Source organism: Mycobacterium sp. NGS40 (assembly GCF_059812735.1).
This window is the reverse complement of the sequence record NZ_JCALDG010000015.1, coordinates 160,324-176,060: the sequence shown is the minus strand read 5'-3', so window position 1 is coordinate 176,060 and position 15,737 is coordinate 160,324. Positions and strand designations below refer to the sequence as shown.

General features: G+C 69.5%; 10 protein-coding genes and 1 pseudogene. 1 reads left to right on the top strand and 10 read right to left on the bottom strand.

Annotated elements, in window-relative coordinates:
• From AC5Y5O_RS22280 to argC, 10 genes and pseudogenes are all read right to left on the bottom strand, one after another.
• The coding region (locus AC5Y5O_RS22280; protein ID WP_500027477.1) for a type I polyketide synthase at positions 1-3,642 on the bottom strand (3,642 nt) is incomplete at its 3' end.
• A 36-nt stretch (positions 3,643-3,678) separates the two neighbouring features.
• Positions 3,679-4,740, bottom strand: coding sequence for a type III polyketide synthase (locus tag AC5Y5O_RS22275; RefSeq protein WP_096287209.1), 1,062 nt, complete (start codon positions 4,738-4,740; stop codon positions 3,679-3,681).
• Positions 4,741-4,891: 151 nt separating this feature from the next.
• Positions 4,892-6,316, bottom strand: coding sequence for an argininosuccinate lyase (gene argH / locus AC5Y5O_RS22270; RefSeq protein WP_096287207.1), 1,425 nt, complete (start codon positions 6,314-6,316; stop codon positions 4,892-4,894).
• A gap of 106 nt (positions 6,317-6,422) precedes the next feature.
• The gene (locus tag AC5Y5O_RS22265) at positions 6,423-7,628 is read right to left on the bottom strand and encodes an argininosuccinate synthase (RefSeq protein ID WP_096287205.1); all 1,206 of its coding nucleotides are present in this window, start codon (positions 7,626-7,628) and stop codon (positions 6,423-6,425) included.
• Between the two features lie 17 nt (positions 7,629-7,645).
• Positions 7,646-8,140, bottom strand: coding sequence for an arginine repressor (locus AC5Y5O_RS22260; protein ID WP_096287203.1), 495 nt, complete (start codon positions 8,138-8,140; stop codon positions 7,646-7,648).
• 82 nt (positions 8,141-8,222) lie between these two features.
• Positions 8,223-9,146 carry an ornithine carbamoyltransferase gene (argF, locus tag AC5Y5O_RS22255; RefSeq protein ID WP_096287201.1) on the bottom strand — a complete coding sequence of 308 codons (924 nt, stop codon included), beginning with the start codon at positions 9,144-9,146 and terminating at the stop codon, positions 8,223-8,225.
• Positions 9,143-10,345: an acetylornithine transaminase gene (locus AC5Y5O_RS22250; RefSeq protein ID WP_423790876.1), complete on the bottom strand. Its 1,203-nt coding sequence runs from the start codon at positions 10,343-10,345 to the stop codon at positions 9,143-9,145. Before AC5Y5O_RS22250 ends, argF begins: the two co-directional genes overlap by 4 nt.
• 81 nt (positions 10,346-10,426) lie before the next feature.
• Positions 10,427-11,323 (bottom strand): acetylglutamate kinase, encoded by an 897-nt coding sequence (gene argB / locus AC5Y5O_RS22245; protein WP_096287197.1) that lies wholly within the window; start codon positions 11,321-11,323, stop codon positions 10,427-10,429.
• Positions 11,320-12,558 (bottom strand): bifunctional glutamate N-acetyltransferase/amino-acid acetyltransferase ArgJ, encoded by a 1,239-nt coding sequence (gene argJ, locus AC5Y5O_RS22240; protein ID WP_096287195.1) that lies wholly within the window; start codon positions 12,556-12,558, stop codon positions 11,320-11,322. Before argJ ends, argB begins: the two co-directional genes overlap by 4 nt.
• Positions 12,555-13,614, bottom strand: a pseudogene (gene argC / locus AC5Y5O_RS22235) (N-acetyl-gamma-glutamyl-phosphate reductase). Before argC ends, argJ begins: the two are co-directional and overlap by 4 nt.
• A gap of 143 nt (positions 13,615-13,757) precedes the next feature.
• Between argC and AC5Y5O_RS22230 the strand changes: the two are divergent.
• Positions 13,758-15,734, top strand: coding sequence for an MFS transporter (locus AC5Y5O_RS22230; protein ID WP_500027471.1), 1,977 nt, complete (start codon positions 13,758-13,760; stop codon positions 15,732-15,734).
• Positions 15,735-15,737: the final 3 nt, after the last annotated feature.

The window sequence follows — 15,737 nt, the reverse complement described above, 5'->3', positions numbered from 1 at the left end:
GGTCACCTCCAGCAATCCGCCGCCGGAGCGCGGTGCCGCGGCCCCCGCCGTCAGCTGGGCCGTCGAGACCGGCCGGACCACCAGCTCGCGCACCGACAGGATCGGCAGGCCGGCGCCGTCGGCCAGGTCCACCGACACCGCGCTCACCCCGACTGGGGCGATCCGCACCCGCGCCCGGGACGCGCCGGCGGCATGCAAACACACGCCCTGCCAGGAGAACGGCAGCATGGTCTCGGCCTGGTCGCCGACCACACCCATCGCGTGCAACGCGGCGTCTACCAGCACCGGATGGATTCCGAAACTGTCAACCCTCATCCCGGCGACCTCGGGCACGGCGACTTCGGCGAAGACCTCATTCCCGAGGCGCCACAGGGCCTGCAGGCCCTGGAAAGCGGGGCCGTATTCGTAGCCCCGCCGGGTCAGTTGCTCGTAGGCATCGGCGACGTCCACGGCCGTCGCCCCGACCGGTGGCCATACGGACAAGTTCGCGCCCGTATGCTCCCCGCCAGCGCTCAACGCACCGTCGGCATGTAGTGTCCATTCCGAATCAGGTTGCATGCCACGGGAATACACCGAGACCGTCCGGCGCCCCGAGCTGCCCGCGGGCCCGACCACGACCTGCACCGCGACGCCGTCGGACGCCGACAACAGCATCGGGGCCGACAGGGTCAGCTCATCGACCACCGAGCAGCCGACCTCATCGCCGGCCCGCAACGCCAGCTCCACGAACCCGGCGCCGGGGAACAACACCACCCCGGCGACCGCGTGATCGGCCAGCCACGGCTGGGCGGACAGCGACAGTCGACCGGTCAGCACCACCGCGCCGGAATCGGGCCGCTGCACCACGGCACCCAGCAAGCCGTGCTCGGTTCCGGCCAATCCCAATCCACCGAGATCGCCGCCACCAATGCCCATGGGGGGCAACCAGAATCGTCGGCCCTGGAAGGCGTACGTCGGCAACTGCACCTGGTGGGCACCGGAGAACACGGGGCGCCAATCCACCGTCACACCGGCGGCGTGCGCCTGTCCCGCGGACAACCAGAACCGGTCCAGCCCGCCGTCGTCGCGGCCCAGCGACGGAATGACGACGGCATCGTCGGCAACCGTGCCTTCGATGCCGGCAACCAACACCGGATGCGGGCTGGATTCGATGAACACCCGAAAGCCGGCCTCGCCGGCGGTGCGCACCGCCGGCGCGAATTGCACGGTCTGGCGGATGCTGCGGTACCAGTAATCGGCGTTCAGCGCCGAAGTGTCGAGGGGCTCACCGGTGACGGTGGAGAAGAAGGTGATCGAGGACGATCGGGGCTCAATGCCGACCAGGGCCTGGGCAAGCGGCTCACGAATCGCGTCGACCTGCGCCGAATGCGAGGCGTAGTCGACGTCGATCCGGCGGGCTCGCACACCGGAACCTTCACAACGGCGCATCAACTCCTCGAGGGCGTCGACCTCTCCGGAAACGACGATGGCCGAAACGCCGTTGACCGCAGCGATATTCAGGCGATCTCCGGCGGGCGCCAACAGCTCGTGCGCCTGGTCCTGGCCGCACGCCAGCGAGACCATGCCCCCGGCGCCCGACAGTTGCACCAGCAGCCGGCTGCGCAGCGCCACCACCCGGGCCGCGTCCTCCAGCGACAGCGCACCGGCCACGTAGGCCGCCGCGATCTCGCCCTGCGAGTGGCCGATGACCGCGTCGGGCCGCACACCCATCGAGCGCCATAATTCGGCCAGCGACACCATCATCGCCCACAGCACCGGCTGCACCACGTCGACCCGATCCAGCCCCGGGGCACCCGCGGCGCCGCGGATCACATCGATCAGGGACCACTCGACGTACTCGCCGAGCGCCTTCTCGCACCGGTTCAACTGCTCGACGAATACCGGTGCGGTGTCCAGTAATTGGGCCCCCATGCCGACCCACTGCGAGCCTTGGCCGGGAAACACGAACACCGTCTTGCCCACGGCCTGCGCACGCCCCGCCACGACGTTGACGCCCGGCTCCCCCGCCGCCAGGCCGGCCAGCCCGGCCATCAGCTCGTCGCGGGCACCGACTACCACGGCCCGATGATCGAACGCCGAGCGCGTCGACGCCAGCGACCACCCCACGTCGGCGATGCCGAGCAGCGGATCGGCCTGCACGTGTGCCAGCAGTCGGCGCGCCTGACCTACCAGCGCCTCGGGCGACCGGGCAGACAACACCCATGGGGCCACCGGCATATCGCTTTCAGCCGCAACGCTTTCCACCACCGGAGCCTGTTCCAGGATCACGTGCGCATTAGTGCCGCTGATCCCGAACGACGACACCCCCGCGCGGCGCGGCCGATCCAGCGCGGGCCACGACCGCTGCTCGGTCAGCAACGACACCGCGCCCGCCGACCAATCCACATGCGGCGTAGGCACATCCACGTGCAGCGTCTGGGGCATCACGCCGTGCCGCATCGCCTGCACCATCTTGATCACCCCGGCCACGCCCGCCGCCGCCGACGTGTGGCCCATGTTGGACTTGATCGAGCCCAGCCACAACGGCCGATCGGCCGGCCGATCCTGGCCGTAGGTCGCCAGGATCGCCTGGGCTTCGATGGGATCGCCCAGCGTGGTGCCGGTCCCGTGGCCCTCCACCAAATCCACGTCCGCGGTGCCCAATCGGGCACTCTGCAGCGCCGCCCGGATCACCCGCTGCTGGGCCGGGCCGTTGGGGGTCGCCAGCCCGTTGGACGCGCCGTCCTGATTCACCGCGGAACCCCGCACCACGGCCAGCACCCGGTGACCCAGCCGCCGCGCGTCGGCCAGCCGCTCCAGCACCAGCGCGCCGACGCCCTCGGAGAAGCCGGTTCCGTCGGCCGCACCGGCATACGCCTTGCACCGACCATCGGCCGACAGCGCCCGCTGGCGGCTGAATTCCACGAACATCGCGGGGGTGGCCATCACGGTCACGCCGCCGACCAGCGCGGCATCGCACTCACCCGAGCGCAGCGAACGCGCCGCCAGATGCAACGCCACCAGCGACGACGAGCACGCCGTGTCCACCGATACCGCCGGGCCCTCCAGGCCCAGCGAATACGCGACCCGGCCCGACGCGACACTCAGCGTCGAACCGCGCAAGCCGTACCGCTCCAGATCCCCCGGGACGCGGCCCTGACCGCCGTACGAACCGTGGAAGATACCGACGAACACGCCCGTGGCCGATCCTTTCAGCGTGATCGGGTCAATCCCGGCCCGCTCCAACGCCTCCCACGACACCTCAAGCAGCAAGCGTTGCTGAGGATCCATCGCCAGGGCCTCGCTCGGCGCGATCCCGAAGAACGCGGCGTCGAAATCGGCGACGTCGGAAAGGAATCCACCGCAGCGGTTGTACGACTTGCCGGTCGCGTCGGGGTCGGGGTCGAACAACTCGGCCAGATCCCAGCCGCGGTCGGCCGGGAAATCGGTGACGACGTCGCGGCCTTCGGACACCATGTCCCACAGGGCTTCTGGTGAGTCCACCCCGCCCGGATACCGGCAGGCCATCCCGACGATGGCAACCGGCTCAGTCGCTTCCTTGGTGAGCAACGCCAGGTACTCGCGGTTCTCCCGCTTCAGCCGCTCGCTTTCCTTGAGCGACGCGCGCAGCGCCTTGATCAGCTCATCAGGAGTGCTATTCATGGGGCTACGAGACGAGCCAGGATCCATACGCTCGCATCAGTGCCAGCGCAGCAAGACGAGCTCCGAGCAGAAACCGGGCCCCATCGCGAGCATCAGACCCGGGCTTCCGCTGGGCGGTTTCTTGGCAATGGTGTCACGCAGCACGTGCAGCACCGACGCCGACGAGAGGTTGCCGATCTCGCCGAGCGATCGCCAGGTGAGTTCCAGGGCGTCCGGCGGCAGGCTGAGTGCCGCGGTGATCGCCTCGATGACCTTGGGGCCCCCGGGGTGGCTGACAAAGGCGCCGACGTCGGTCGCGGTCAGCCCGTGCGCCCCCAGGAAACCGGTGACGTCGTCTTCGATGTACTGCTCGACGACGGCCGCGACGTCCTTGGACAGCACCAGCTCGAACCCTTCGGTGCCGACGTCGTAGCCCATGGTGCGCAGCGAATCGGGGTAGAGATGACTGCGCGAATCCAGGACGTCCGGGCCGCCGGCGCCGATCGCCGCCGCGCGGTCCGCACCGACGGCAACCACGGATGCGGCGCCGTCAGCAAACAGGGCGCTGCCGACCAGACCGGCCAGCGAGGGCTTGTACCCCGGGTAGGTCAACGAGCAGAGTTCGACCGAGATCAGGGCCGCCACGCCGTCCGGGTCGCCGCGCAGATAGTCGTTCAGCCGGGCCACACCGGCCGCCCCGGCCACGCAGCCCAGGCCGAACAGCGGCACCCGCCGCACATCGTCGCGCAGCCCGAGCCGACCGGCGATCCGGGCGTCGATGGATGGGATCGCGAGCCCGGTGACCGTGGTCGTGAACAGCACGTCGACGTCGCGTGGCTGCAGGCCGGCGTCGTCGAGCGCGCCGGCGAGCGCCTCGCTGCCCAGCTCAACGGCATTGTCGATGTAGATCTGATTCGCGACGCCGAAGTCGGTCAGCCGGGGATAACGCTCCAGCGGGATGACCAGATGGCGGCTGTTGACCTTGGCGCTGGTGTGCAGCTGCCGAACGATGTCCTCGTAGTCCTCGAAGCCGGGAATGCTGAGGAAGAAGTCGGTGAGTTCTCGTTGGGAATAGCGATACGGCGGCAACGCACCGAATACTCCTGCGATGACGCTCATTGGTCCCACCCCTTGGTGACGAACATGCAGGTCGACGGGTTCAAGCCTGTGGTTACGAGCCGCAAGTTTATTCCTTTTGTGCCAGCACCGCCGCAATAAGGCCCTGACCTGAGAGAATGGCCACAGCAAACCGCCGATTATGCGGCGTAAGTCATCTTTCGATCTGCGCGGCCAACCTTGACCGCAGTTCGGCGCAGCTTTCCAGGACATCGCGCAGTTGGTCGGCGACGCGGTCGGGCGCGGTGCCTCCGCGGGCGTCGCGGGAGGACACCGAGCCCTCGACCGTCAGCACCTCACGGACGTCGGGCCGCAGGGTCGGGCTGATGGCCGCCAGTTCGTCGTCGGTCAGGTCCTCGAGGCCGACACCGCGGCCTTCGGCCGTGCGTACGGCCGCACCCGCGGCCTCGTGCGCGGACCGGAACGGCACTCCCTGCCGCACCAGCCACTCCGCGATATCGGTGGCCAGGGTGTAGCCGGCCGGGGCCAGCGCCGCCATCCGCTCGACGTGGAACGTCAGGCTGCCGACCAGCCCGGCCATCGCCGGCAACAGCAACTCCAGCTGGGCGACCGAATCGAACACCGGTTCCTTGTCTTCCTGCAGGTCACGGTTGTAGGCCAGCGGCTGTGCCTTCAGCGTGGCCAGCAGCCCGGCCAGGTTCCCGATCAGGCGCCCCGACTTCCCGCGGGCCAGCTCGGCGATGTCGGGATTTTTCTTCTGCGGCATGATCGAGCTGCCGGTCGACCAGGAGTCGTGCAGCGTGACGTAGCCGAACTCGGTCGAGCTCCAGATGATGATGTCCTCGGCGAGCCGGGACAGGTCGACCCCGATCATCGCGAACACGAACGCCGCCTCGGCGGCAAAGTCGCGGGCGGCCGTCGCGTCGACCGAATTGGGGGCGGCGGTGGCGAAACCCAGGTCTGCCGCAATCGCGTCCGGATCCAGGCCCAGCGACGAGCCGGCCAGCGCTCCCGAACCGTACGGCGACACCGCCGCGCGTTTGTCGAAGTCTGCGAGGCGGTCCACGTCGCGCAGCAGCGGGTGGGCATGCGCGAGCAGGTGATGGGCCAGCAGGATCGGCTGGGCGGACTGCATGTGCGTCTTGCCCGGCATGATCGCCGTCGGATGGGCGTCGGCCTGGACGGCCAGCGCGGCGACGACGTCTAGCGCCCCGGCGGCGACCCGGCGGATCGCGTCGCGAAGCCACATCCGGAACAGCGTGGCCACCTGGTCGTTGCGCGACCGCCCGGCCCGCAGCCGCCCGCCCAGCTCGGGGCCGACCCGGTCGATCAGCCCACGCTCCAGCGCGCCGTGCACGTCCTCGTCGGTGACCAGCGGGCCGAAACTGCCGTCGGCGATGTCTTCGGCCAGACTGTCCAGGCCGGCCAGCAGCCCGTCGCGCTGTTCCTCGGTGAGCAGCCCGGCCCGGAACAGCACGATCGTGTGCGCGCGCGACGCGGTGATGTCGTAGGGCGCCAGCACCCAGTCGAAGTGCGTCGACTTACTCAGCGCGACGAGCGCATCCGACGGGCCGTCGGCGAACCGTCCGCCCCACAGGGATCCCTCGTTGGTGGTCACCTGGCCCTCACTCCGCCCGCACGCCGGGCCCTCACTCCGCCCGCACGCCGAGGCGAGTGTGAACCCTGCGACGGTTCGACGGCGTGTCTCGTCGTGAAATTCACACTCACGCCTCGGCGGCCAGGTCCCGGCGGGCTGACAGCTTGGACGACAACCCGTGCACGTAGACGAAGCCCTTGGCCGCCGACTGGTCGAAGCTGTCACCCTCGTCGTAGGTGGCCAGATTGAAGTCGTAGAGCGATTCCGCGCTGCGCCGGCCGTTGACCGCAATGTGCCCGCCGTGCAACACCATTCGTATTTCGCCCGACACGTGCTCCTGGGTCTTGGCGACGAAACTGTCCAGGGCGAGTTTCAGCGGCGAGAACCACAGCCCGTCGTAGACCAGCTCGGCCCAGCGCTGGTCGGTGTGGCGCTTGAATCGGCCCAATTCGCGCTCGAGGGTGACATGTTCGAGTTCGGCGTGCGCGGTGATCAACACCATCGCGCCGGGCGCCTCGTAGATCTCCCGGCTCTTGATGCCCACCAGGCGGTCCTCGACGACGTCCAGGCGTCCGACCCCCTGCGCGCCGGCCCGTCGGTTGAGCTCCACGATCGCCTCGAGCACCGTCACCGGTTTGCCGTCGATCGACACCGGGACGCCCCGCTCGAAGCCGACGATCACCTCGTCGGGTGTGCTCCAGTTGAGGGTCGGGTCCTCGGTGTAGTCGTACACGTCCTTGGTGGGCGCGTTCCAAAGGTGTTCCAGGAAGCCGGTTTCCACCGCGCGACCCCACACGTTCTGGTCGATGGAGAACGGCGAGCGCTTGGTGACGTTGATCGGGATCGCGTTCTCCTCGGCGTACGCGATCGCCTTCTCCCGTGTCCACGCGTAGTCGCGGACCGGCGCGAGCACCTCCAAATCCGGTGCCAGCGAACCGAATCCGACCTCGAAGCGGACCTGGTCGTTGCCCTTGCCGGTGCATCCGTGCGCGACGATGCTGCCGCCGTACTTGCGGGCCGCCGCGACCAGATGCTTGGCGATCAGCGGCCGGCTGATCGCGGACACCAACGGGTAGCGGTCCATGTATAGCGCATTGTTGAGCACCGTCGGCAGGCAGTAGCCCTCGGCGAACTCGTCACGGGCATCGACGACGACCGCTTCCACCGCACCGCAGTCCAGCGCCCGCTGGCGCACGAGTTCCATGTCCTCGCCGCCCTGGCCGAGGTCGATCGCAACCGCCACGACCTCACGGCCGGTCTCCTTGCCTATCCAGCTGATGGCCACCGAGGTGTCCAGACCGCCGGAATACGCCAGGATGACGCGCTCTGACATGAATCAATCTCCTAGGTTTACTTGAGCTGTTCTAATGTTCGGGCCAGCTCGGCGCCGGTCATCGGCTCCCGGGCGGCCACGAACAGAGTGTCGTCTCCGGCGATGGTGCCGACGACGTACGGTAACGCCGCGCGATCGATTGCGCTGGCCAAATAGTCAGCTGCGCCCGGCGGAGTGCGCAGCACCGCGAGGTTCGCGCTGGCATCGGTGGACACCAGCAGCTCGCTCAGCAGTCGCGACAAGCGCGCGGTGCCGCCGGCGACGCCGCGCACCGGACTGCCGTCCTCCGGGACGACGTAGACCCCGACGCCGCCGTCGGCGCCGCGCAGCTTCACCGCGCCGAGCTCTTCGAGATCGCGCGACAGCGTGGCCTGGGTGACCTCGATGCCCTCGTCGGCCAGCCTGGCAGCCAGCTCGCTCTGGCTGCTGATCGACGAGGACGACAGCACCGCCACGATGCGGGCCTGACGCCCGGCCCGGGTGATGTCGGCGGTGGCCCTGCTGCGCGTCATTGCGCCGCTCCTCCTCGTCGCTTCGTCCCCCTCGCCGCTGCGCGGCTGGGGGTGCCCCCACTGCATCGTCGGCGGCGCGGCGTCATCGGAACCACTCCAGCAGCCACACCAGCAGCGCTTTCTGGGCATGCAGCCGGTTTTCGGCCTCGTCGAAGACCACGCTGGCCGGTCCGTCCATCACCTCGTCGGTGATCTCGTCGCCGCGGTGAGCCGGAAGGCAGTGCAGCACAATGGCTTTCGGGTCAGCCAACTCCAGCAGCCGCGCGTTGATCTGGAACGGCCGAAACGGTTTGACCCGGTCCAGCCCGTCTGCTTCCTGCCCCATCGACGTCCAGGTGTCGGTCACCAGGACGTCGGCGCCCGCGGCCGCCGACTCGGCATCGGCGGTCACGCTGACCGAGCCACCGGTGTCGGCGGCGCGCTGCTCGGCGGCGGCCAGCACGGCCGGGTCCGGCGTGAAGCCCTCCGGGGCCGCGATCGTGACGTGCATGCCGGCGGTGACCCCGCCGAGCATCAGGGAATGCGCCATGTTGTTGGCGCCGTCGCCGAAGTAGGACAGCGACAATCCGCGCAGCGACCCCTTGTGCTCGGCGATGGTCTGCAGATCGGCCAGCACCTGGCAGGGGTGGAACTCGTCGGACAGCGCGTTGATCACCGGCACCGTCGCGGTCGAAGCCATCGCCTCCAGCCGGTCCTGGCCGAAGGTGCGCCACACGATCGCGTCGACGTAGCGGGACAGCACCCGCGCGGTGTCCTGCAGCGTCTCGTCGCGGCCCAGCTGGGTGCTGCTGCTGTCGACGACGACGGGGTGCCCGCCCAGCTGCGCGATACCCACCTCGAAGGAGAAGCGCGTCCGGGTGGAGTTCTTGTCGAACAACACCGCGACCCCGCGCGGCCCGTCCAGCGGGCGACGGCTAAACGGGTTCTTCTTCAGCTCGGCGGCCAGTTCGAGGACTTCGGCCTGTTCGGCCGGCGACAGGTCGTCGTCGCGCAGGAAGTGCCTCACGCCGCGGCCTTGTCCAGGATCCCGGGCAGCGCGGTCAGGAAGCTGTCGATCTGGGCCTCGGTGATCACCAGCGGCGGCGCCAACCGGATGACGTCGGCTCCGGTGGCATTGATCAGGAATCCGGCCGCACGCGCGGCGGCCTCGACGTCCTTGGCCCGTGGCTGGGCCAGCACCACGCCGCACAACAGCCCGCGGCCGCGGGTATGGCCGATCAGCGGGTGGCCCAGCGATTCGATGCCCTGGCGCAACGACTTGCCCAGCACCTCGGCACGCCGGATCAGGTCTTCGTCGACGAGTACCCGCAGCACCGCGCGCGCCGCGGCGGTGCACACCGGGTTGCCGCCGAACGTGCTGCCGTGCAGGCCGGGTGTCAACAGGTCGGCCGCCGGCCCGACGGCCAGCACGGCTCCGATCGGCAGTCCGCCACCGAGCCCCTTGGCCAGCGTCACCACATCGGGGGTGATGCCGTCGTGCTGGTGGGCGAAAAAGGCTCCGGTGCGCCCGATTCCGGTCTGCACCTCGTCGAGCACCAGCAGGGCGCCGTGTCGTGTGGTGATCTCGCGGGCCGCGGCCAGGTAGCCCGGAGGCGGGACGACGACGCCGCTCTCCCCCATGATCGGCTCCAGGAATACCGCCGCGGTCTGGTCGTCGACGGCGGCCGCCAGCGCATCGACGTCGCCGTAGGGCACGTGCGTGATGTCGCCGGGCAACGGCTCGAACGGCGCCTGCTTGGCAGGCTGGCCGGTCAGCGCCAGCGAGCCCATCGTTCGGCCGTGGAAACCCTCTTGCACGGCAACCAGTTTCGTGCGGCCGGTGAGTCGCGACAGTTTGAACGCCATCTCGTTGGCCTCGGTGCCCGAGTTGCAGAAGAACACCCGGGTGGTGGCGTCGGCCCCCAGCAGGGCTACCAGTTCCTCGGCCAGCGCGACACCCGGTTCGGTGGCGTACAGGTTCGACGTGTGCCCCAGCGTCGAGAGCTGTTGCGTGACAGCCTCGATGACGGCCGGGTGGCCGTGGCCGAGCACGTTGACCGCGATGCCGGCGAGCAGGTCCAGGTAGCTCTTGCCGTCCACGTCGGTGACCACCGCGCCCTCACCACTGGCCAGCGCGATCGCCGGGGTGCCGTAGTTGTTCATCATCACGGCTTCCCACCGCTGCCGCATGGTGTCGGCTTCAGTCATGGCGCCGCTCCTCCTCATCACTGCGTTCTGCATCGTCGCCGGCGCGACTCACGGCGCCACCACCTTCCCGAGTGTCACGCTCGGCGACACGAAGGGTCGTCACGTCGCCACCACCTTGGTGCCGGTCCCGGCGTGGGTGAACAGCTCGACCAGCACGCAGTGCTTGACCCGGCCGTCGATGACGTGAGCGCTGGGCACGCCCGCGGTGACCGCCCGCAGACACGCTTCGACCTTCGGGATCATGCCCGCCTCCAAAGTGGGTAGCAGTTGCGCCAATGTGGCGGTGTCGATTTCGCTGACCAGCGAATCGCGATCCGGCCAGCTGGTGTACAGGCCCTCAACATCGGTGAGCATCAACAGCTTTTCGGCGCCCAGCGCCTCGGCCAGCGCGGCCGCGGCGGTGTCGGCGTTGATGTTGTGCACCACGCCCTCGGCGTCCGGCGCCAGTGTCGAGACCACCGGAATGCGCCGCGCCGCAATCAGATCCAGCACCGCGGCGGTGTTGACCTTGTCGACGTCGCCGACCAGGCCGATGTCGGTGGCCACGCCGTCGACGGTGACCCTGCGCCGCACCGCGGTGAACAGCTGAGCGTCCTCGCCGGTGATGCCGACGGCGTAGGGACCGTAGGCGTTGATCAGGTTGACCAGTTCGCGGCCCACCTGTCCGAACAGCACCATCCGTGCGACGTCGAGCACTTCCGGTGTGGTGACCCGGAATCCGCCCTTGAAGTCACCCTTGTCGATGCCGAGCCGGCGCAGCATCGCGGTGATCTGCGGGCCACCGCCGTGCACGACGACGGGATGAATTCCGCAGTTGCGCAGAAATGCCATGTCGGCGGCGAAGGCCCGGCGCAGTGCTTCGTCGGTCATCGCGTTGCCGCCGTACTTGACCACGACGATCTTGCCGTGCAGCTGGACGAGCCAGGGCAGCGCCTCGGCGAGCACTTGTGCTTTGACGTGAGTGGACAGTTCGTCGGTGTTGATGTTCGCCGTCATGTGCTGTAGGCCGAGTTCTCTTCGACATAGGCATGCGACAGGTCGGTGGTACGGATCGACGCTTCGCCGTCGCCCAGGCCGAGGTCGACGGTGACGTCGATGTCGGTTCCGGACAGGTCCACGTCGCGCGAGCCCGGAGCCCCGGTCCCGTTGGCGCATACGATAAACCCGTTGAACGACACGGTGATTCGATCGGGATCCACGAACACCCCCGGTGCCAGGCCGACGGCGGCCACCACCCGGCCCCAGTTCGGGTCCGAACCGAACATCGCGGTCTTGACCAGGCTGTCGCGGGCGACCGAGCGGGCGGCCATCACGGCTTCGGCCTCCGACGATGCGCCGGTCACCGTCACGCTGACACGTTTGGTCACCCCCTCGGCGTCGGATTGCAGCTGAAGACACAGGTCGTCGCAAACCTGCCGCACGGCATCGTCGAGTTCGGCCTGAGACGGCGTGATCCCGCTGGCACCGGAGGCCAGCAGCAGCACGGTGTCGTTGGTGGAGCAGCAGCCGTCGATGTCGAGCCGATCGAAGGTGCGCGCGGTGGCGGCGCGCAGCGCGTGGTCGAGCGCCGCGGAGTCGGCGACCGCGTCGGTGGTCAGCACACACAGCATGGTGGCCAGCGACGGCGCGAGCATGCCCGCGCCCTTGGCCATCCCGCCCACCGTCCAGTTGCTTTGATGATGCAGCGCAACCTTTTTCGGCACCGTGTCGGTGGTCATGATGGCCTGGGCGGCCTCGTCGCCGCCACTGAGCCCGCCGTGCATCTCGTGCACGATGTGCGTGACGCCGGCGAGCACCTTGTCCATCGGCAGCCGGTCGCCGATCAGCCCGGTGGAGCACACGGCGATCTCGACGGCGCCGGTCTCGGTTCCCCAGTCCGACAACGCGCTCGCAACCGCCTCCGCGGTGGCGTGCGTGTCCTGGAATCCGCCGGGCCCGGTGCAGGCGTTGGCACCGCCGGAGTTGAGGATCACCGCGCGCAGCCGGCCGGTGGTGAGCACCTGCTGGGTCCACAGCACCGGCGCGGCCTTGACCTGGTTGCGGGTGAACACCCCGGCGGCGGCATAGTCGGGCCCTTCGTTGAACACCAGCGCGAGGTCGCGAGCGCCGGAAGCCTTGATCCCGGCGGCGATTCCGGCCGCTCGGAAGCCGGCGGCCGCGGTGACACCCTGGGTGCGCACCAGCCGCGCAGCGGGCGCCTCGGTGGGCTCTTCGGGGACGACGTCGGTCATGGCGCCACCCCGACCACCGAAAGTCCTTGGGTCTCGGGCCAACCGAGCGCCAGGTTCATCGACTGCACGGCGGCGCCGCCGGTCCCCTTGACCAGGTTGTCGATCGCGGCGATCGCGACCAGCGTCTCGGCGTCCTCGTCGACCGCGACAGCGACGTGCGCGGCGTTGCTGCCGATCACCGAGCCGGTGCGGGGCAACTGGCCGTCGGGCATCAGGTAGATGAAAGGTTCGGCGTCGTAAGCCTTTTCGTACGCCGCCCGCACTTGCGACAGTGGCGCCTTGGTGCGCGCGGTGCAGGTAGCCAGGATGCCGCGGGAGGTGGGGATCAGCACCGGGGTGAACGACACTGTGACGTCACGATCGCTGACGGCCCGCAGCCCCTGGGCGATCTCGGGCGTGTGCCGGTGGGCGCCGGCGATGTTGTAGGCCCGCGCCGACCCGATGACCTCGGAGCCGAGCAGGTCGGGTTTGGCCGCGCGTCCCGCTCCGGAGGTGCCGCTGACCGCGACCACCGTGACGGCCGGTTCGACCAGGTCCTCGGCCACTGCGGGCAGCAATGCCAGCAGCGCCGCGGTCGGATAGCAACCCGGCACCGCGATACGGCGCGTGCCACGCAGCCGCTCCCGGGCGCCGGGCAACTCCGGCAGGCCGTAGGGCCAGCTCCCCGCGTGCGGGGATCCGTAGAACCGTTCCCACGCGGCGGGATCGGTGAGCCGGAAGTCCGCGCCGCAGTCGATCACCAGGGTCTCGGGACCGAGCTGTTCGGCCAGCGCCGCCGAATGCCCATGCGGCAGGCCCAGGAAGACCACGTCATGCCCGCGGAGCACGTCGAGCTCGGTGGGCTCGACCACGCGCTGAGCCAGCGGTGTGAGATGCGGGTGGTGCTCGCCGAGCGAGCTGCCTGCACTCGCCGCGGCGGTCACCGAGCCGATCGTGAGCCGGCCGTCGGCGTAGGCCGGGTGCCCGAGCAGCAGGCGCAGAATCTCCCCGCCGGCATAGCCGCTGGCACCGGCAACCGCCACTCTTATCACGTCGGCCATTTCGTCGATTCTGCATGGTTATGCGAATCATTGCAAATTCATGCTCACCACCGGTTTGCCCATGACACGCGGTCGTCGTCTCGTCCCGCGGCTGCAACTCGCGTCTCGTCTTCGTTTGTCGTGAAGGTTGGCGTTACTCGGCGGGGGTATGTGGGATGGGTGCGCCTGCAGACCCCGGAGTCCGTGTCGCGGAACCCCAAGCTGCGGCGGCTCGTGGTGGGGCGCTTGCTGGCGACGGTCGCCGAGTGGATGTGGTACACCGTCACCACGGTGTACGCGTTCACCCTCTCCGGGGTGGGCGCGGTCGGGGCCATCAGCGTCGCCGCTGTGCTGCCGGCCGCGTTGCTGTCGCCGGCGCTGGGCTACGTCATCGACAAGTATCCGCACGAACGCATCCTGACCGGGGTGTTCGCGATGCGCTTGGTGTCGATTGTGGTCACGGCGGTCTCGGCGGCATTCTTCCCGGCGGTGTCCATCCTGGTCGCGGTGATCGGGGTGGAAGGCACCACCACCATGTTCGTGCGGCCGACGACCGCGGCGCTGCTGCCGTCCATCACCCAGCGACCCCAGGACCTGGTTCGCGCGCACGCGGCGCTGGGCACCACGGACAAGATGGGAATCCTGATCGGGCCGGTCGCGGGCGGCCTGATGCTGGCTTCCACGTCACCCGCCGCGGCGCTCAGCGTCTCCGCCGTCTTCGCCCTGGGGGCCGTGGCCGCGGTAATGACCGTGCGGGTGGACGTCGCGGCGCGCCTGCACGGCGCCACCGGCGATGGTCCCCGGCATGCGCTGCGCGAAACCGCCAAAGGGGTCCGCACCGTCGCCGGACCCCACGTGCGTTCGATCGTCGTCGTGACCGCGCTGGCCTTTCTGATGCTGGCGGCGAGCGAAGTCTTCGTCGTGCCGTTGGCCATCGACCTGCTGCACTGGGGAAAGGCCGGACCCGGCGTGCTGACCGCGCTGATTGCCGGCGGTGGATTGCTGGGCGGGGTGGCGCTCGGTGCGATCGGCAAGCGGCGGCTGGGCCCGTGGTTCGTCGTCGCCGGGGCCGTCATGGCCACAGCCCTGACGCTGATGGCGGCCGCTCCGCACTATGCCGTCGTGCTCGCCTCCACCATCGCGTTCGGCGCCGGGAGTGCCCTGGTGATGATGGCCGGCCAGGTGCAGATCCAAAGTCTGATCCCGTTGTCCGCGGGCGGGCGGGTGCTCGGGGCGGTGGAAGGCCTGAGCCAGTTCGCGATGGCCGCGGGCGCGTGGGCCACGACGCGCGTGACCCAGGGGTGGTCGCTGCGCATCAGCCTGCTGGCGCTGGCAGTGCTGACGGTGTTGGCCATGCTGGCGGTGGCGCGTGCGTTGCTGCGCACCGACGCCAGGGTCGCGGCGACCCGTGAGCGGGTGGGTGCCCTCGACGAGATCGAGCTGTTCGCTCCGCTGACCAACGTGTTGCGGGAACGCATCGCCACTCAGATCCACCGCGAAGAGGTCGGCGCCGGCGGGGTCGTTACCTACCAAGGCGAGTACGGCGACTCCTTCTACATCGTCGAGTCCGGCACCCTCGACGTGTGCGTCGACGGGCGCCACGTCCGCTCGCTGGCCGCGGGCGATTTCTTCGGCGAGCTCGCCCTGCTGCGCGACACCACCCGCAGCGCTACCGTGCGCGCGACGTCCGACTGCCGGCTGTGGGTGCTCCCCCGACGGGCATTCCTGACGGTGCTGACCGGCTTCGACCCGACGGGTCAGACCATCGACGCGGCGTCCACCGAGCGACAAGCCAACATGCCCGCGACCGCGAACGGCCGCGACGCCGCGCTGGCGAGCGCACCCCTATTGGCCGCGCTGCCCGCAGAAACCATCCGCGACCTGGCGGCCTCGGCGACCACCGAGGGGTATGACACCGCCACCGTCGTGTTCGGCGAGAACGACCCCGCCCGCGACGCGTATTTCATCGTCGACGGGCGCGTCGACTTCGACCGGGCCGGCGAACGCATTCGCGCCCTGGGCCCGGGCAGGATCTTCGGCGAAGTGGCCGTGTTGCGGCCGGGCGCGACCCGCGCGGCCACCGCCACCGCCGCCCCGGGCACCGTGCTGTGGCGACTACCCGGCGAGCAACTGCGCGCGGCCGTCAGCCAAAGCTGAAGC